This window comes from uncultured Microbacterium sp. (assembly GCF_963521695.1).
In the GTDB taxonomy this organism is placed as follows: Bacteria; Actinomycetota; Actinomycetes; order Actinomycetales; family Microbacteriaceae; genus Microbacterium.
Window position 1 is genome coordinate 1 of sequence record NZ_CAUQWC010000007.1, and the last position, 17,725, is coordinate 17,725.

Below are 17,725 nucleotides of genomic sequence, written 5' to 3' on the forward strand. Positions count from 1 at the left end.
GCCGCGGAGGGCTCGGAGACCACGATGGCCCCCCCCCGCGGCCCCGCGCCGGCCCCGCCGCCGCGCCCGCCGCCCCCGACCAGCCCGCCGGCCCCCCGACGGCGGACCCGCCCGCGCTCGAGCAGCCGGGCGACGCCGAGCGATTCGGTGTCGTCCACATCCCGCGATTCGGCCCCGACTACCTCTTCACCGTCGCGGGCGGTGTGAGCGCGTCGCGCACTCTCGACCCGATCGGGCTCGGACACTACCCCGACACCGCGATGCCCGGTGCCGTCGGCAACTTCGCCATCGCCGGGCATCGAGGCAGCCACGGCGCACCCTTCGCCGACCTGCCCTCGCTTCGCGTGGGGGACGCGGTCGTGGTCGAGACCGAAGAGGGGTGGTTCACCTACCGCTACCGCAACCTCGAGTACGTGCGACCCGACGGTGTCGACGTTCTGCTCCCACTGCCGCAGCAACCACAGGTGCAGGCGACCGACCGCGTCATCACCATGACCACCTGCAGCCCGCGCTACGGCTTCTCGGAGCGCGCCATCGCGTACGGCGTCTTCGAGTCGTTCACTCCCCGCACCGACGCGGGTCCGCCGCTTTCCCTCACCACTGGAGCAGCCTGATGTATGGAGCCCTCTGGCGAGTCCTGCCCGGTCCCTGGTGGATCCGCCTCCTGATCGTCCTCGTGCTGCTTGCGGCGGTGCTGTACGGACTCTTCTTCTACGTCTTCCCCTGGGTGAGCGACATCGTCTATCCCCAGGAGGTCACGGTCGAGTGACCGCGTGGCGCGTCGCGGTCGTCGACAACCGCGACAGCTTCGTCCACACCCTCGCCGGTTACCTGCGCGACCTGGGTGCGGCGACCTTCCTGCGTACGGCGGATGACCCGGGACTTCCCGGTCGGATCGTGCGCGACGCCGACGCGATCCTCATCTCGCCCGGCCCGGGTCACCCGGATGACGCCGGCACCTCGGTCGAGGTGGTGCGAGCGGCCTACGCGGAGGGCGTGCCGGTCCTCGGCGTCTGCCTCGGTCACCAGGCGATCGCCACGGCGTTCGGCGCGCGCGTGGGACACGCTCCCGAGCTGCTGCACGGGATCACCAGCATCATCCGCCACCAGGGGGTGGGGGTCTTCCACGATCTACCCGACGGGTTCGTGGCGACCCGGTATCACTCCCTCGCCGTCGACCCCGGAACGCTTCCCGCCGAGCTCGAGGTGACCGCACGCACCGAGGAGGGCGTGGTCATGGGCCTCCGGCACCGTCGGGCACCGATCGAGGGAGTGCAGTTCCACCCGGAAAGCGTGCTCACCGAGGGTGGCCACCTCTTGCTCGGGCGCTGGCTCGAAGACGCCGGTCTGCGCGGTGCAGCGGCGCGCGGCCGGGGTCTTCACCCCCGCGGGGTCAGGAGCCTGAGCACACCGTCAGCGTGATCTCGCTGTGGACGGGCACCTCGCCCGGCGCCAGCGACTGCGTGGCGACCGTCGGCGGGGTTGCGGCCCGGCATCCGGGGTCGTCCTGCCGCTGTACCGTCAGCTGTTTCTCTTCCGACTCCAGCTCGCGCTGCGCCGCCTCGAGCGTGTACCCGGTGTAGTCGACGATCACGACCTGGCCGCTCGCGATGACGAGGTTGACCGTCGTGCCCTTCGCCACGGCAGAGCCGGACTCGAGGGTGGAGGAGATCACCGTTCCCTCGGCGAGGGCGGGATCGTTCTGACGACGGATGGATCCGACCGTCAGACCCGCCGCCTCGATGGAGGAGCGCGCTTCGTTCTCGTTGATGCCCTCGAGCGTGGGCACGGTGGCGGTGTCGGGACCGCTGGACACGTACACGGTGATCTTCTGGCCCGCGGCCACACTCGTGCCCGCTTCGGGCACGGTGCTCACCACGTTGCCCGCCGCGATCTCTTCGTCGGATTCGTTCACGCGGGCCGTGGTCAACTGCTGCCCGGTCAGGGTCTCGGCGGCGCGTTCGTACGACATGTCGACGACGTTCGGCACCGTGAGCGAGGTCGTCGGCACCTCGTCGTTCGGCTGGATCTGCATCACCCAGATCAGCACGGCGACCAAGAGCACCGCGAGCACGCTGACGCCCGCCCAGATCCACGCCACGGGAGGACCCGCCTGCGTGCGTCGCATCGTCGTGTCGGTGCTGAGCTGCCGCAGAGAGCGAGCGGTTTCCGCCGCCTGCCGGGGGTTCGGCCCGTACAACTCGTTCGAGAGCGCCGACATCTGGCGCTTGGTGGGAGCCTTGCCGTCGGCGGTCTCATCCAGCGCCTCGCGGAAGCTCGCGGCATCCTGTGGACGCTGGAACGGGTCTTTCGCGAGAGCGCGGAGCACGATGGCATCCAGTGCCCGCGGGATGGACTCGTCGATCTCGCTGGGAGGGAGGGGAGCCTCGCTGACGTGCTGGTAGGCGACGGCGACCGGTGTGTCACCCCGGAACGGCGTGCGTCCCGTGAGCAATTCGTAGAGCACCACACCGGTGGAGTACAGGTCGGCACGGGCGTCGACCGATTCGCCCTTGGCCTGCTCGGGCGAGAAGTACGCGGCGGTGCCGACGATCGCCGTGGTCTCGGCGACGGTCGAGGACGAGTCGGAGACCGCGCGGGCGATGCCGAAGTCCATGACCTTCACGCGGCCGGACTCGGTGATCATGACGTTGCCCGGCTTGATGTCGCGGTGGACGACGCCGGCGCGATGTGAGTACTCCAGCGCTTCCAGGATGCCGTCGACGTAGCGCAGCGCGTCGTCGGTCGGTACCTTCCCCTGCCCGATGACGTCTTTCAACAGGCGCCCGTGCACGAGCTCCATCACGATGTACGGGACGGGGCGTTCGACACCGTCGACACCGGTCTCGGCGTCTTCGCCCGCATCGAACACGCGCACGATGGTGGGGTGCGCCATGCGCGATGCCGCCTGCGCCTCGAGCCGGAACCGCGTGCGGAAAGCCGCGTCGCCGGCCAGGTCGGACTTCAGGATCTTGATGGCGACCGTGCGGCCGAGCGTCTGGTCGTACCCGCGGTAGACGCTCGCCATCCCGCCGCGACCGATGAGGTCGTCGACACGATAGCGCCCGGAGAGGACGCGCGTCTCAGTGGTCACGAATGGAGCTCCTGGCGTGAAAACGGGTCGGTCAGTTGGACGCGGCCGTGGCGGTCGGCGTCGGCGAGGAGGAGGGGTTCCCGCCCGTGATCGACGCCGACGCTTCGCCCGAGGGACCGGCCTGACGGTCGGGGCTGCCCGAGCAGCTGACGGTGTAGGTGACCCGCAGCGTCTGGCCGGCGGAGTTGCTGACCTTCAGTGCGGCGTTGCGCGCGTCGGGCGGGAAGGACGACGTCGACTGACCGTTCGCGTCGAACGTGCCGTTGGTCGCCGTGAAGTTGTACGAGGTCACCGAACCGGTACCCGACGGGCAGGTGTACTGCTGCCAGGCCACCTGGATGTCGCTGCCGGCCGAGACCGACGCGCTCGGGAGGGTCGGCGTGCCGGGCGTCTCGAGCGGCGTCTGCTCCGCGTAGAAGCGCACCGTGATGGTGGTACCCGCTTCGACTCCACCCGTCGGGTTCACGTTGTAGATGAGTCCGACGTCGCTCGCCTGGGTCGCTGCGTTGCCCACCTGGCAGTCGGCGACGAGGTCGTTCTCTTCAAGGATGGCTCGGGCGTCGTCGCACGTCTTGCCCTCGAGACCGAGGGACGACACCTCGACGCGCTGCGAGCTGGGCGTGGGCGTCGGCGTCGCCGAGGTCGGCGACGGCGTGGGCGTCGGCGAGGGGGACGCGCTCGTGGGGGCGGGCTCGGGCTCGCTCTGGTTGGAGATGACGTTGAAGAGCGTGACGCCCAGGACGAGGGCTAGCAGCGCGATCAGGGCGATCAGCGGCCACGTCCACCGCGAGCGCTTCTTCTGCGGGGCGGGGTCTTCTTCGATGTGCTCCTCGGTCAGCAGCGAGGTTGCCGCAGCCGGGGTCGGCATCAGCCGCGTCGCGGCGGACGTCTGACCGGCGGTCAATAGCTGCGTGGCCTCGTCGGCGACCGCGGCACCCGCGGCGACGGCCGGTACGGCGGCGGTGGCCGCGGTGAGGTCTCCACGACGGAGCGCGGTCGCTGCGCGCGACACGGCGGCCGAGGACGCGGGACGGTCTTCCGGCTTCTTGGCGATCATCGCCATCACGAGGTTCTGCACCGGCACCGGCACGGTGGGGGGCAATGGCGCGGGCTGCTCGTTGATCTGTGCCATCGCGATGGCCACCTGCGACTCGCCTGTGAAGGGGCGCTTACCGGCCAGGCATTCGTACGCGACGATGCCGAGCGAGTAGGTGTCGGTCGCGGGCGACGCGGGGTGACCCGACGCCTGCTCGGGCGAGAGGTACTGCACCGTGCCCATGACCTGGCCGGTCGCGGTCAGCGGCACCTGGTCGGCGATGCGGGCGATGCCGAAGTCGGTGATCTTCACGCGCCCGTCGGGCGTGATCAGCAGGTTTCCCGGCTTGATGTCGCGATGCACGAGACCGGCGGCGTGCGCGGCCTGGAGGGCTGCGGCCGTCTGGGCGACGATGTCGAGGGTCTTGTCGGTCGACAGCGACCCCTCGCGCTCGAGGATCGTGGAGAGCGCCTCACCGGGCACGAGCTCCATGACCAGGAAGGCGCTGCCGTCTTCCTCGCCGTAGTCGAACACGCTCGCGATGCCCTCGTGATTGACGAGGGCTGCGTGCCGGGCCTCGGCGCGGAAGCGCTCGAGGAACCCGGGGTCGCCCATGTATTCGTCTTTGAGGATCTTGATCGCGACCGTACGTCCGATGACGTGGTCGGTCGCTTCCCAGACCTCGCCCATGCCGCCGATCGCGATCCGCGACTCGAGCTCGTACCGCCCGCCGAAGGTCACACCCTGTGTCGGTCTCATTTACCCAGCACCGCCTCCATGACCTTCTTCGCTATCGGGGCGGCGATCTCGTTGCCGCTCCCGCTCTGCCCCTGGCCCCCGCCGTTCTCAACGACCACGGCGACGGCGACCCGGGGGTCGTCCGCCGGCGCGAAGCCGGTGAACCAGAGAGTGTAGGGACGGGAATCGTTCTCCGCGGTGCCGGTCTTACCCGCGACCGGGACCCCGTCTATTCTTGCATTCGATGCTGCGCCGTCCTGGACGTTCGCCGTCATCATCGACACCATCTGCGCCGCGATGTCGGTTTCGAGCGCCCGCCCGAACTCGCTGCTGCTTCCCTCGCTCGCGACCGACAGATCGGGTCTGATCACCCGGTCGATCATGCGCGGGTTCATGACGACTCCGTCATTCGCGATGCCCGCTGACACCATCGCCATCTGCAGCGGCGTCGCGCGCACGTCGCCCTGACCGAAGCCGCTGAGGGCGGTCTGAGGAGCGTTGGGCGCGTCGGGATAAGTGGATGCCGTGGACTGCAGCGGCATCGAGAACTGGGTGTTGAAGCCGTACTTCTCGGCTTCTGCACGGATGGCGTCGTCGCCGAGATCGATCGCCAGTTCGGCGAACGGGATGTTGCAGCTCAGTCGCAGCGCCGTGGCGATGGTGACGGTGTCGCCCTCGCCGCACGTACCGCCCCCGGCGTTGCTCACGACGTTCGTCGACTGGGGGAGCGTGTACGCCGCGAGGTTCGGGAAGGCCGAGTCGGGGGTGTACCGACCGGATGCCAGTGCGGCCGAGGCCACGACCAGCTTGAACGTCGAGCCGGGAGGGTTCAGATCGCCCTCGATGGCCCGGTTGTCGAGCGGCTTGGACGCGTCGGCGACGAGCTGGTCGTAGGCCGCGTTCACGGCATCCGTGTCGTGCGACGCGAGGGCGTTCGTGTCGAAGCTCGGCTTGGAGACCATCGCGAGGATGCGGCCCGTCGCGGGTTCGATCGCCACGACGGCGCCCTGCTGGTCGCCGAGTGCGTCCCAGGCCGCCTTCTGCACGCTCGCGTCGACCGAGAGTTCGACGTTGGCGCCGCGCGGCAGCTGGCCGGTGGCCGCGCGCTCGATGCGCGAGAAGTAGTCCGCATTGTCGGAGCCGCTGAGCACGCCGTTCTCGGTCGCCTCGATGCGGGTCTTCGAGTCGAGCACCGGGTTCATGTAACCGGTCACGGGCGCCCACATCGCGGCATCCGTGTATTGGCGCTGCCAGCTGAACACATCGTCGGAGGGCACCGACGACGCGATGGCCGTGCCGCTGGCGATGATCGAACCGCGCTGCACCTCGTACGAGTCGTAGAGGGCGCGCGTGTTGCCCGCCGTGTTCGTGAGGTTGGCGGCCTGGACGACCTGGATGATGCTCGTCGAGGTGAACAGGGCCAGGAACATCGCGAGCATGACGATGCTGAGGCGGCGGAGTTCTTTGGTCACGGTGCCTCCTTCGTCGTCGGGGCGGGTACGGGCGGGACAGGACGTGTCATCAGCCGATCACCACCCGGGGGCGGCTGCGGACCGCGTCGGAGATGCGCAACAGGAACGCCACGATGATCCAGTTCGCGATGAGCGAGGATCCACCGGCGGCGAGGAACGGCGTGGTCAGGCCGGTCAGCGGGATCACGCGGGTGACACCGCCGACCATGATGAACACCTGCAGGGCGATGGTGAACGAGAAGCCCGTCGCGAGGAGCTTTCCGAAGTCGTCTTGGCCGGCGAGTCCGATCCGGATGCCGCGACTGGTAAACACCATGTACAGCGCCAGGATCGCGAACAATCCCACGAGCCCGAGTTCTTCGCCGAGGCTGGGCACGATGTAGTCGCTCTGCGAGAGCGGCGTGATGTACGGACGCCCCTGCCCGAGGCCGGTGCCGAACAGGCCGCCGTGCGAGAGGCCGAAGATGCCCTGCACGAGCTGGTAGCTGCCGCCGTCGCGCTCGATGACCTCGGGGTCGAAGGCGCTCAGCCAGTTGGCGAAGCGTCCGTTGACGTAGGGGAGGACACGGGATGCCAGGAACGCGCCGCTCGCGACCAGCACGAGACCGATGACCACCCAGCTCGTCTTGCCGGTGGCGACGTACAGCATCGCCACGAACATGCCGAAGATGAGCAGGCCCGTACCGAGGTCGCGCTGGAGCACGATGATTCCAAGCGAGACGAGCCAGATGATCAGCACGGGGCCGAGCTCGCGCGCGCGCGGCCACGTCATGAACAGGAAGCGCGTACCGGTGGAGGTGAGGCTCTCGCGCGTGCGCACGAGGTACCCGGCGAAGAAGATCGCCAGGCAGATCTTCGCCAGCTCACCCGGCTGGAACGACACGAATCCGAGTGAGACCCACACGTCGGCGTTCTGGTCTGTGCCGAGGCCCGGCACGAACGGCAGGAGCAGCAGCAGGATACCGATGAGGCCCGACAGGTAGGTGTAGCGGAACAGCACGCGGTAGTTGCGCACGAAGATCAGCACGGCGAGGGCGGCGACCATCGCGATGACGGCCCAGGCGATCTGGCGGTGGCCCGTGGCATCCCATCCGCTGGCCTGGTCGGCCAGGTCGATGCGGTAGATCATCGCGATGCCGAGACCGGTGAGGACGGTGGCGATGGGGAGAACGAACGGGTCGGCGTCGCGGGCGCGCAGGCGCAGCACGACGTGCATGACCAGCGCCAGGACCGCGGGGATGCCCGCGAGGATGAGGAACCCGGTCTCAACGGCACCGGTCGCGCCGAGCTGGACGAGGGTGACCGCCGCGCCGTAGACGGCGATCGCGAAGACGAGCAGTCCGAGCTCGCGGTTGCGCTGCGTGGCGGGCACACGGATCTTCTTGAGGGCGCGCATGACGGCGGTGTCGGTGGACACGGCATCCGTCGACCGGGTGAGCTTCTGATCTGTCATCCGCTTACCTCCGGGGCGGGGCGCAGGCGATCGACGATGCTCTGGGCGTCGGCGAGAGAACCGGCCGAGATGGTCGTCTCGACCGTCTGCCGATCGAATTCCGACAGCTCGTCCAGCGCGACGTCGGTGTCTTCGTAGACCGTCGAAAGCGTGAGGGGGCCGATGGACTGCTGGATGCCGCGGTAGATGACGACCGAGTTCTCGTCGGCGCCCACGTAATAGCGCGTCTGGGTCCAGTTGTAGCCGGCGAACAGGCCGAGCCCGATGCCGGCCAGCACGATGAGCAGCGCCGCGAGCCAGCCGAACCGCCGGCGGCGCGCGCGGCGACGGTCTTCTTCGATGAGCTCCTCGAGGAACTCGGCAGCGGGCTCGAAGTGGGTGGGCTCGTTCGCGACCTGACGGGCGTGGTGCAACCAGCCGCCGCGTCCGGTGCGCGCGGCCGGAACGACGACACCGCTCGGGTTGGACGCGGAGCCGACGACCGTCGGGGTGCCGATGAAGACGGGGTGCTGACCTCCCACGTCGACCAGGACGACGGTGACGTTGTCGGGAGCGCCGCCGTCGAGCGCCTGCTTCAGGAGAGCGTCAGCGGTACGCGCCGGTGGCATGCCCAGCGCGAGGGTCTTGGCGGTGTGGTCGTCGTCGACGACCCCCGACAGTCCGTCGGAGCACAGCAGCCAGCGGTCGCCGTCCTGCGTCGGCATGATGAAGCTGTCGACCTCGGGGTCGGGGTCCATGTCGCCCAGTACGCGCATGAGCACCGAGCGCCGCGGGTGGTAGCGCGCCTCCTCGGGGGTGATGCGCCCCGAGTCGACCAAGCGCTGCACGAAGGTGTGGTCGGCGGTGATCTGGGTGAGCGTGTCGTCGCGGTAGAGATAGATGCGCGAGTCGCCGATGTGGCCGATGACGGCGTAATCGTCGACCATGACGAGCGCGCTCACCGTGGTGCCCATGCCCGCGAGCTCGGGGCGGCGTCCCACCGTGTCGATCAGTTCGGTCGCGGTGTCGGCCAGGGCGTCGCGGATGGCGTGCTCGGCATCGGTCGGCGAGCGGAACGGCTGGTCCAGCTCGGTGAGGCGACCGATGGCCAGGCTCGAGGCCACGTCGCCGCCCGCGTGCCCACCCATGCCGTCGGCGACCACGAAGAGATTGGACCCGGCGTAGCCGGAGTCCTGGTTGTTGGAGCGCACCTTGCCCGTGTGGGAGATGGCGGCGCTCGAGCCCTGGAAGACCATGGAGGTGGCTTACGTCCTCAACTCGAACGTCGTCGCGCCGACCTTGATCGGAGCGCCCACCTTCACCTGCACGGGAGCGGCCACGCGCGTACCGTCGTGGGAGGTGCCGTTGGTGGAGTCGAGGTCTTGCAGCATCCACTGTTGGCCCCAGAGCACGAGGCGAGCGTGGTGGCTGGAGGTGTAGTCGTCGCGGATGACGAGGCCGGACTCGCTCGAGCGTCCGATCGTGAGCGGCTCGGTGCCGAGCGGCAGCTCGAGCCCCGCTTTCGGGCCGCTCGTGATGACGATGCGCGAGACGGTCGCGGTGGTGGCCAGCCCGCCCACCGGAGCCGGGGCGGGTGCGGAGGGACGCTTGACCTGGGTGGTCACGGCATCGGGCGAGGCCACGGGGGCTGCGGCCGCCGGAGCGGGGGATGCCACCGGCTCGGGGAGCTTGCGCACTTTGACGCCGAAGAGGTCGGCGCGCAGGGAGTAGACGACACCGAACACGAAGAACCACAGCAGGACGAGGAAGCCGCCCTGCAGAAGAAGAAGAGTCAGTTGACTCATGACTGGGGTCCCCGTTCCCGGACGTCGAAGATGCTCGTGGCGTCGGGCGCCTGCGGGCGCCGCGGCGGCTGCGCCTGCGCGACCACACGGAACACGATATTGGTGCGGCCGATCGAGATCGTCGAATCGGGCGGCAGTGCTGCCTCGGACACTTTGTGGCCGTTGAGGGTCGTGCCGTTGGTCGAACCGAGGTCTCGCACCATCGCGCGCTCGCCGTCCCAGAGGATCTCGACGTGCTTGCGGCTGGTGCCGGCGTCGGGGATGGTGATGTCGGCATCGCTGCCACGGCCGATCACCGTGCGCGATCCCGTGAGCGGATGCCGCGTGCCGTCGATGTCGACGACACCACGCCAGGCGATGCGGCCCTCGGTGGTCTGCGAGTCGACGCGCAGCGTTCCGGTCGACAGGGAGGCGTCGCGCTCGATCGAGATGGCGACGGGGCCGGCGAAGGAGTAACCCTGTGTGCGCGCGTGCTTCTTGATCAGGGTGTCGAGTTCGGAGACGAGGGTCGAGCCGAGTGCGCTCATCTTCTCGTCGTCGGCGGGCGAGAGGCGCACCGCGAAGGTGTTGGGGGCCAGGATGCGATCACGCGTGACGACCACGGCCTTCTTATCGAGCTCGCTCCGTAGCGCGGCAGCGATCTCCACCGGCTGGATGCCGCTGCGGAAGGTCTTCGCGAACGCACCGTTGACGGCGCGTTCGAGACCTTTCTCGAAACTGTCGAGTAGTCCCACGAGACTCCTTCGGGCAGGCAGACCAGTAGGCACATCGTAGTCAGCGCGGCTGGGCAGGTCATGGACGCCGCGTGCGGGGCCCGCGTTTCGTGAGGCGGTCGCCGCCGTGATATTCTCGGGAAGTTGGTCGCGTGGCATCCTCGATGCCGCGCACGCGCGAGTGGCGGAATAGGTAGACGCGCTGGCTTCAGGTGCCAGTGCCTTCACGGGCGTGGGGGTTCAAGTCCCCCCTCGCGCACACAATGAAGAAGGCCCCGGGTTCATCCCGGGGCCTTCTTCATTGTCTGGGGGAGCGGGGGGTTCGCCACCCGTGCGGGTCGGGCCGCCGCCGGTCACTCGCCGGCGGGCTCGGTGTCTCTCGCAGACCAGAGATCGCGCCGCGACGCGTGACCGAGCTTGCGGAGAATACGCGCGACGTGGAACTCCACCGTCTTCACGGAGATGACGAGTTCGCTCGCGATGGTCTCGTTGGTGTGTCCGCGAGCGGCCAGTCGCGCAACGTGGCGTTCCCGGACCGACAGCAGGTGGAAGGACTTCTCCCTTTCCAATGCCCGTCTCGTGCGGGCAGCGGCGGCAGACGCTTCCAACACGTGGAAGATGCGCAGGGCCTCATCGAGATGCAGATTGGCATCGTCGTCCCGTCCGGCTTCGCGCTCCAGCGACGCCGCGGAGAGGGCGACGAGAGCTGACGGATAGGGGGTTCCCAGGCTGAGCTGGCGTGCGGACGCGAACTGGGCCCGGGCTCGTCCGACATCGCCGCGAGCCGCCGAGATCCGCCCTGCCAGCCACTCGGGGTGGCCGTGCACCAGCGGCACAGCCGGTCGACGACTGACCAGCGTGGTGAGATGCCGGCACTCGTCGTCTGCCTCGTCGAGGCGTCCTAAACCGATCAGTGCCCCGATATGCAGCGCCCGCCACGCGAAGAGTCCGATGCGCTCCGACCAGTCGGCGACGGAGCTCTCCCGTATCGGAGCGAGGGCTTCCAATACTGCCGCGGGATTCATCCGCTCTCGGGCGATCCAGGCATCCGCCGTGGCCACGTGAAGCGCGACGAACGGCGAGGGGCGGTGCGCGAACGCTTTCGCGGAGGCGAGTGTCGCGTCGGCACGCGCATCGTCACCTCGGGCGGCTGCGATCATCGCGATGACGGCTTCGGTCGCCGCAATACCCCGGAGGTCGCCGTTCCGACGGCCGGCCGCGATGGTACGCAGGCCGCGTTGTTGAGCTTGCGTCCAGTTACCGAGGTGGAAGTCGATCACGGTGTGTTCCGACATGCGTCGACGCAGCACCGCCATCGTGGCGTCGGCGAGGGCATCCCCCCGCTTCAGGTCATCGTGGGCAGCGAGAGTACGCCCGCCATAGAAGTGGATCGCGCCGCGCAGCAGGAGCGTGTCTGTGTGTTCGAGTCGGCCGGAGTCGGCATCCAGGAGGCGGTCGGTGATGCTCAACGCATCGACGATGTGCCCGTTCGCCCACTCCGCGGACGCGATCTGCATCCACATCACACGGCGGAGCAGTGGGCGAATGGGATCGCTGCGGGGCACGGGTGTGGCTGCTGCGGCGCGCCCCGCGTCGAGGGCCGCTGCCGTCTGCCCGATGATGGCGCGCGCGGAGGAGATGATCACGAGCGCCAGCGCACGCCCGCGTCCCCGGAGCTCGTCGTCACCGGTGGCGCGTAACAGGGAGCTGAGCGTGTCGATGGCCTGCTCGAACTGCCCGGCGAAGTACGTCAGTCCGGACAGGAGCACGTCTCGTAGCGGGCTCCTCGTGAGCGCGGCGACGTCGGCGCCGAATTGGCGCGCGAGGTCGAGGTCCTCGGCCAGCCCGATGATGCAGCCTGCCTCGAGTAAGAGACGTTCGCGTTCGTCTGCTCGCGGGTGCGCTCTGCTCGCGCGGGCGAGAGCGAGGGCGGCGGCATGCCAGTCCCCTGTCTTCAAAGCCGCGAGCCCGTCTTGTTCGAACTCGTCGGCGAGAGAAGCGTCGCCCACTGGGCCGAGCGCTGCCAGGAGGTGGTGGGAGCGCTGCGGGCCTTCCGTGGCCGCCGCCAGCGTCCTGTGTATCTCTCGGCGATCCTCCGTACTGACCGCCTCCCGGGCGACGATCCGGAGGAGTTGCGAATCCAGACGCAGGCCGAGACCGCCGTCCTCGAGCAACGGACCGAGGCTGCGACGTATTGACCGAACGGAGAACCGTCCGCCCAGCGCCCTTCCCACAACGGAGGTGGGGAGCGCGCCGTCGGCGTGGGCGAGCAGATCCACGACCGCTCGCTCGCCGGCGTCCAGCGACGCCAGCAGCTCCGTCGCCGCGCGCGTGAGCGCCGGCCCCGGGTCGTCGCTGCTTGCCTCACCACGCTGAATCGCGCCCAGCCACGCGGGGTTGCCGGCTGTTGCTGCGACACGCGCGTCGGATGAGGTTGCACTCGACGGAGCGGGCTGAGCACCGGACGCAGCATCGGCCGAGACGCCGCGCAGCCAGAGCCGGATGCCGGGCACCCCGCCGGCGAGGAGGTCCACAGCCGTGCGGGCGAAGTGCCGCCTCGGCGGACGGGCGCTGATCAAGACGAGGAGGGGCCGGGCGGATTCATCATCCAGGAGGCGGGTGAGAAGTGCTGCGCAGTCACCGCCGACCTCGTCGGCATCGTCGAGGAGCAGACAGACGAACTGCTCCGAGGGGAGAGCCCGAATGGCGTCGCGCGCCACCTCGAAGGATGCGTAGTCGGGTCGCGCCCAGCGCACGACGCTCGCCACGCGGCGAACGGCGTCCCGCGCGATCTCCTCGAGCAACGCCGTCTTTCCCGCCCCGGGCTCACCCTCTACGAGCACCAGGACCGGCCGGCCCCTCGACGCCGCATAGGCGGCGCGCGCGCCAGCGGCGAGCTCTGCGTCCCGACTCCCCAAAGTCGTGCGGACTGACATCCATCGTCCTTCCTGCTGGGGTTTCACCCTAGTCCTGGGTGTTTCTCTGCGGCCCGGTGGATCAATCTCTCCGCCGCATGGTCGGATGCGATTGCGGGCCGATCCCGCTCACATCGTCCAAGGAGTCCCCGTGTCCGACATCATCTCCGCCGTCCTCACCACGGTCATCGGAAATTACATGATCAGCTGCTTCGTTCTGGGGCTCATTGTGGCGTCGGTCCAGACGGCGCGATGGAAGGGCCAGCGCACCGCCGCGGTCATCAGCGGGCTGTTCCTGAACGCCTATCTCCTTTACGGCATCGGCGTGGGTCTGGCCATCAACGCCGTGATGCATTCCGTCTTCGGTGACTTCGCCGCCGAACAGATCGGATGGGCTCAGTCGCCCTTCCAACTCGAACTCGCGCTCGCCAGTGCGGGGATCGCGGTGATCGCGATCATGGTTCACGGCAGACGCAGCCCGGTGCTGTCCAAGGCCGCCGTCACCACAGGCGTCGCCATCTTCGGTTTCGGAGCCGCCGCCGGGCATGTCTTCCAGGCCGCGGTCAATGGCGATACCGCGGTCGACAACGGCGGTCTGCTTCTCGCGGGGGACGTCGTGCTCAACCTGATCGGAATCGCCTTCGTCGTCTGGCATGCAGTGGCCATCGGCCGTGAGGGCGTCGTTCCCACCGACGCAACCGTCGACCACGCCGTGCCCGTGCGCTGATCTCGTCCCGCAGACGGGGAGCGCCGGAGTGCACCCCGCGCAGTCGCCCCCCGAATTCGCCGGCAGTCGACTCGGCACGGTCGGAAGCGGGTGCGCCGACGTAGAAGTCCCGGAGGGGTGACCCTCCCCGTTCAAGGAAAGCCGATGAGTACACCCACACCGACCCGAACCACTCCGCACCGTCGACGCATCCTGGGTGGTCTCCTGCCCTTCATCGGCGTCATCCTGTTCGTCATCGCCACCGTCGCTCAGTTCGCCGGTGGGGCCGGCGAGAACTGGGGACCGACCTTGGTGACGAATGCCGTCGTCTACATGATCGGATGGGCCGGCATCGGCGCCGGGATCTCGCACATCTTCTTCGGCAACCGCATCTCGAAGACGATCGGCTTCGAGAAGAGCCCTTACGAACTCGAGGTGGGATTCGCCGACCTCGCCTTCGGTATCGCCGGGCTCATCGCAGCCAACTTCTCCCCGGATTACTGGCTCGCTGTCATCCTCTCGAGCTCGATCTTCCGTGTGGGTTGCGGTATCGGCCACATCCGCTCGATGATCCGCGACAAGAACTTCGCCATCAACAACACGGCCATCCTGTTCGTCAACTTCGTCGTACCGGCATTCCTGCTCTTCGCTTTCTTCACCTGGGCGCAGTACCGATGACCACCACGCCTGCGGACTCGCATTCGCCCGTCAGGAAGGCACTCGTCGTCGGCGTGGTCGGCCTTGCCCTCGTCCTGCTGGGGGGCGCGTCCGGCTGGGCACTCGCCCGAGCAGCTGCCCCCGACATGACGCCGGCGGGGGCATCGCCGTCGGCGGTTCCGGAACAGGATTTCTTCTTCCAAGTCGTGGGCTACCAGACGGCCAATCAAGGCGGTCAGCGCCTCAACATGTTCTTCCACTATCGATACGACGCCGGCATCGCCGTCAGCGCCATCCCCAACTACGTCGACATCCGAACCGACGCACTGGAATTCATGGACGCGGTCGACGCCGCCGAGAACCCGTACTGGGAAGTCCTGGCCGAGCGACTGTGCTCTCAGTTGTCGGATGCGTATCCCGTCGAGTCCATCTCCTGCCAGCTGCAGGTCTACCCCGACGATCGGCCCGATCTCCCGTACGAGCCCGGGTACCACGGCACCACCTACACGATCGGCGATATCGAGCCGCTCGCCATTCCGGGACCGACATCGTCTGTCGAGCAATGCGCCCTGGGCGACGTGGAATGCGCGTCGAGATGACCTGCGATGCCGCGCACCTGGGCAGCGCGGCGCTGGTCGGCCACGTTGCGCCCCCGGCGACGGGAGACTCCGTACGTCACGCCTCCGTTGCGGTCGCCTGGCTGGCCAGTCCGATCTTCGGGCGGGACGATACGTCCGAGGTGCGGTACCCGGAGGGGGTCATTCCCGTCTCGGCTCGGAACTGACGGTTGAAGTTTGCGAGGTTCTGATAGCCGACCGAGGCACTGATCGAAGCGATGGATGCGTCCGTCTGGTCGAGGAGTCGGCACGCATTCGCGACTCGCAGTCGTCGCACGAGCTCGGAGAAGGTCAGTCCGCTGGCCTTCTTGAAGTACTTGGAGAAGCTCGGCTCGGACATGTGCGCCAGGCGCGCCGCCTCGGACATGCGGATGGCGCCCGCGAGGTTCTGCACCACGTAGGCAAGGCCGGCATCCACCGCGGTCCGCCCGTTGGCGTCGGTGGCGGTGCTGTAGAGATCGTGCGCGACGTAGTGACGATCGTGCACGGGAGCCGACATCAGGAGGTCGAGCAGCAGGAAGAAGCGGGCGATACGAGCCGAGCCTTCGACATTGCCCACCTCTTCGATCATCCGCGCCGCGTCGACGGCCGTCCTCCCGGTGTACACGATGCCGCGACGCGTCTCGTCGACCCACGGCATCACCGGATGCATCTCGGGGATCGCCTCCGTGACCCTCGCGATCCACGACGGCAGAAACTGCATCACGCAGTCGCGGTTGCGGATCACCTCGCCGGGCGCGAGATCGCTCATCCAATCGTGCGGGACATCCGCCCCCACCACGGCGACATGGCCCGGCCCGAACGCGCCGATCTCCCGACCGATCAGGTAGCTGCCGGTACCACTGCGGATGAGATGGATCTCGACCTCCGGGTGGTAGTTCCACCTCGCGACCGGCGACGGGTAATCGTGCTCGGTCCATCGGAAGGACTCGCCGGCGGAGAGTGGGACGAGCTCTCGCACGGCGGGGGTCTCGATGACGTGCTGAACGTTCCGCCTTTGGTGTTCGTCTGCCCTCATGACGCCTCTCCGCCCCGGCAACTCTGCCTGAGTGGAAAGAAAGTACCAGAACCGTAGACGGAAAGCGGAGACGCCGACCGGTGCGACTCGGCACCCTGAATGTACCCGGAACAGCGGTGAAAGCCCCGGGGAGCCGCGAAGGCGGCGCAGCACTCATACAAAGGAGTTCGAATGCATCGCAATGCACGCCTCTGGGCGTTCGGGGGAATGGTCGTCACGGGTGCCCTCGCACTCACGTCCTGCGCGGGTGCCGGCGGCGGCGCCAGCAGCGGCGACGTCACCCTCACTCTCGCCACCGTCAGCAACCCTCAGATGAAGGACATGGAGGAGCTCAAGAGCAACTTCGAGGAGGACAATCCCGGCATCACGGTCAACTTCGTCCAGATGGAGGAGGGCGATCTGCGCGCGGCCGTCACCGCCGACGTCGCCTCCAAGGCCGGCCAGTACGACATCGTCACGGTAGGTGCCTACGAGGTGCCGCAGTGGGGCAGGCTCGGCTGGCTGAAGGATCTCACCTCCGACCTCGAGGCCGACAGCGCGTATGACGTCGACGACATCCTCGCCCCGATCACCGACATCACCTCGGTCGACGGCAAGCGGTACGCCGTTCCCTTCTACGGCGAGTCGTCCATCCTCATGTACAACAAGGAGATGTTCGACGCCGCCGGGCTCACCATGCCGGAGAACCCGACGTGGCAGCAGGTCGCGGACTTCGCCAACCAGCTCAAGACCGGCGACACGGCCGGCATCTGCTTGCGCGGCAAGCCCGGCTGGGGCGACCTCTTCGCCCCCCTCACCACCGTGGTGCAGACGTTCGGCGGCAACTGGTACGACGAGGACTGGAACGCCCAGGTCGATTCGCCCGAGTTCACCGAAGCCGTGAACTTCTACGTCGACCTTCTCAAGAGCGCCGGAGAGGCGGACCCCGTCTCGAACAGCTTCACGGAGTGTCTGAACCTCGTCAGCACCGAGAAGGCGGCCATGTGGTACGACGCCTCCGTCGCCGCATCCATCCTCGAAGACCCGAACTCCTCGGGTGTCGCAGGGAAGATGGGCTACGTCCACGCCCCCGTCGTCGACACCGCCGAGTCCGGCTGGCTGTGGTCGTGGAACCTCGCCATCCCGGAGACCACGCAGAACTACGACGCCGCGCTGACCTTCGTGAAGTGGGCGACGAGCAAGGAGTACCAGCAGCTCGTGGGCGAGACCCTCGGATGGACCCGCGTGCCCCCGGGCGCGCGCAACTCCACGTACGAGATCCCCGAGTACAAGGAAGCCGCGGCCGCCTTCGCCCCCATCACCATCGACGTGATGAACTCCGTCAACCCCGTCCAGCCCGGCGTGGACCCGCAGCCCTGGGTCGGCATCCAGTACGTCACCATCCCCGAGTTCCAGGACGTGGGAAACCAGGTCGCCCAGCTCGTCGCCGATGCCATCGCCGGTCGCACCAGTGTCGAGGACGCCCTGAAGCAGGGCCAGCAGATCGCCCAAGACGCCGGCGACAAGCAGAAGTAACACCTCT

The 17,725-nt window shown here is 68.2% G+C and carries 16 protein-coding genes and 1 tRNA gene; 8 read left to right on the forward strand and 9 right to left on the reverse strand.

Translation table 11 applies throughout. The annotated features are described in order from the left end of the window. The 3 genes from RWP81_RS01105 to RWP81_RS01115 all read left to right on the forward strand — a co-directional run. The coding region (locus tag RWP81_RS01105) for a class E sortase (protein WP_314451429.1) at window positions 1–614 on the forward strand (614 nt) is incomplete at its 5' end. Next, window positions 614–769, forward strand: coding sequence for a hypothetical protein (locus RWP81_RS01110; protein ID WP_200936071.1), 156 nt, complete (start codon window positions 614–616; stop codon window positions 767–769). The genes RWP81_RS01105 and RWP81_RS01110, both read left to right, overlap by 1 nt. Next, the gene (locus RWP81_RS01115; RefSeq protein WP_314451432.1) at window positions 766–1,422 is read left to right on the forward strand and encodes a glutamine amidotransferase-related protein; all 657 of its coding nucleotides are present in this window, start codon (window positions 766–768) and stop codon (window positions 1,420–1,422) included. Before RWP81_RS01110 ends, RWP81_RS01115 begins: the two co-directional genes overlap by 4 nt. Here the strand turns inward: RWP81_RS01115 and pknB are convergent. Genes pknB through RWP81_RS01150 form a run of 7 tightly spaced genes read right to left on the reverse strand, consistent with a single transcriptional unit; the run spans window position 1,394 to window position 10,311 of the window. Next, the gene (pknB, locus tag RWP81_RS01120; protein ID WP_314451434.1) at window positions 1,394–3,094 is read right to left on the reverse strand and encodes a Stk1 family PASTA domain-containing Ser/Thr kinase; all 1,701 of its coding nucleotides are present in this window, start codon (window positions 3,092–3,094) and stop codon (window positions 1,394–1,396) included. The genes RWP81_RS01115 and pknB overlap by 29 nt on opposite strands. A gap of 31 nt (window positions 3,095–3,125) precedes the next feature. After that, entirely contained in the window at window positions 3,126–4,889 is a 1,764-nt protein-coding gene (locus RWP81_RS01125; protein ID WP_314451436.1) for a serine/threonine protein kinase, read from the reverse strand. Next, window positions 4,886–6,340: a penicillin-binding transpeptidase domain-containing protein gene (locus RWP81_RS01130; protein WP_314451438.1), complete on the reverse strand. Its 1,455-nt coding sequence runs from the start codon at window positions 6,338–6,340 to the stop codon at window positions 4,886–4,888. The genes RWP81_RS01125 and RWP81_RS01130 overlap by 4 nt, the downstream gene beginning before the upstream one ends. A gap of 49 nt (window positions 6,341–6,389) precedes the next feature. After that, complete coding sequence (locus tag RWP81_RS01135) at window positions 6,390–7,793, reverse strand: FtsW/RodA/SpoVE family cell cycle protein (RefSeq protein ID WP_314451440.1); 1,404 nt, start codon at window positions 7,791–7,793, stop codon at window positions 6,390–6,392. Next, window positions 7,790–9,028 carry a PP2C family serine/threonine-protein phosphatase gene (locus RWP81_RS01140; RefSeq protein WP_314451442.1) on the reverse strand — a complete coding sequence of 413 codons (1,239 nt, stop codon included), beginning with the start codon at window positions 9,026–9,028 and terminating at the stop codon, window positions 7,790–7,792. The genes RWP81_RS01135 and RWP81_RS01140 overlap by 4 nt, the downstream gene beginning before the upstream one ends. Before the next feature lie 9 nt (window positions 9,029–9,037). Beyond that, entirely contained in the window at window positions 9,038–9,577 is a 540-nt protein-coding gene (locus RWP81_RS01145) for an FHA domain-containing protein (RefSeq protein WP_314451444.1), read from the reverse strand. After that, on the reverse strand, window positions 9,574–10,311 hold the full coding sequence (locus tag RWP81_RS01150; protein ID WP_314451446.1) for a DUF3662 and FHA domain-containing protein: 738 nt from the start codon (window positions 10,309–10,311) through the stop codon (window positions 9,574–9,576). The genes RWP81_RS01145 and RWP81_RS01150 overlap by 4 nt, the downstream gene beginning before the upstream one ends. A 154-nt stretch (window positions 10,312–10,465) precedes the next feature. On the opposite strand from RWP81_RS01150, the gene RWP81_RS01155 reads away from it, so the two are divergent. Further along, window positions 10,466–10,549 (forward strand) — tRNA-Leu (locus RWP81_RS01155). A 94-nt stretch (window positions 10,550–10,643) separates the two neighbouring features. Here RWP81_RS01155 and RWP81_RS01160 read toward each other — a convergent pair. Then, window positions 10,644–13,226, reverse strand: coding sequence for a LuxR C-terminal-related transcriptional regulator (locus tag RWP81_RS01160; protein ID WP_314451448.1), 2,583 nt, complete (start codon window positions 13,224–13,226; stop codon window positions 10,644–10,646). A gap of 130 nt (window positions 13,227–13,356) precedes the next feature. Between RWP81_RS01160 and RWP81_RS01165 the strand changes: the two genes are divergently transcribed. From RWP81_RS01165 to RWP81_RS01175, 3 genes are all read left to right on the forward strand, one after another. Further along, complete coding sequence (locus RWP81_RS01165) at window positions 13,357–13,932, forward strand: DUF6790 family protein (RefSeq protein WP_314451450.1); 576 nt, start codon at window positions 13,357–13,359, stop codon at window positions 13,930–13,932. Window positions 13,933–14,076: 144 nt separating this feature from the next. After that, the gene (locus RWP81_RS01170) at window positions 14,077–14,589 is read left to right on the forward strand and encodes a DUF6790 family protein (RefSeq protein ID WP_055952782.1); all 513 of its coding nucleotides are present in this window, start codon (window positions 14,077–14,079) and stop codon (window positions 14,587–14,589) included. After that, complete coding sequence (locus RWP81_RS01175; protein ID WP_314451454.1) at window positions 14,586–15,167, forward strand: hypothetical protein; 582 nt, start codon at window positions 14,586–14,588, stop codon at window positions 15,165–15,167. The genes RWP81_RS01170 and RWP81_RS01175 overlap by 4 nt, the downstream gene beginning before the upstream one ends. 76 nt (window positions 15,168–15,243) lie before the next feature. On the opposite strand, the gene RWP81_RS01180 is transcribed toward RWP81_RS01175, so the two are convergent. Further along, a complete protein-coding gene (locus tag RWP81_RS01180; protein WP_314451455.1) occupies window positions 15,244–16,146 on the reverse strand; it encodes an AraC family transcriptional regulator in 903 nt (300 codons plus the stop codon). 228 nt (window positions 16,147–16,374) lie between these two features. Here RWP81_RS01180 and RWP81_RS01185 point away from each other — a divergent pair, with 228 nt between their 5' ends. Continuing rightward, window positions 16,375–17,718: a sugar ABC transporter substrate-binding protein gene (locus RWP81_RS01185; protein ID WP_314451457.1), complete on the forward strand. Its 1,344-nt coding sequence runs from the start codon at window positions 16,375–16,377 to the stop codon at window positions 17,716–17,718. The last annotated feature ends 7 nt before the right edge of the window (window positions 17,719–17,725 follow it).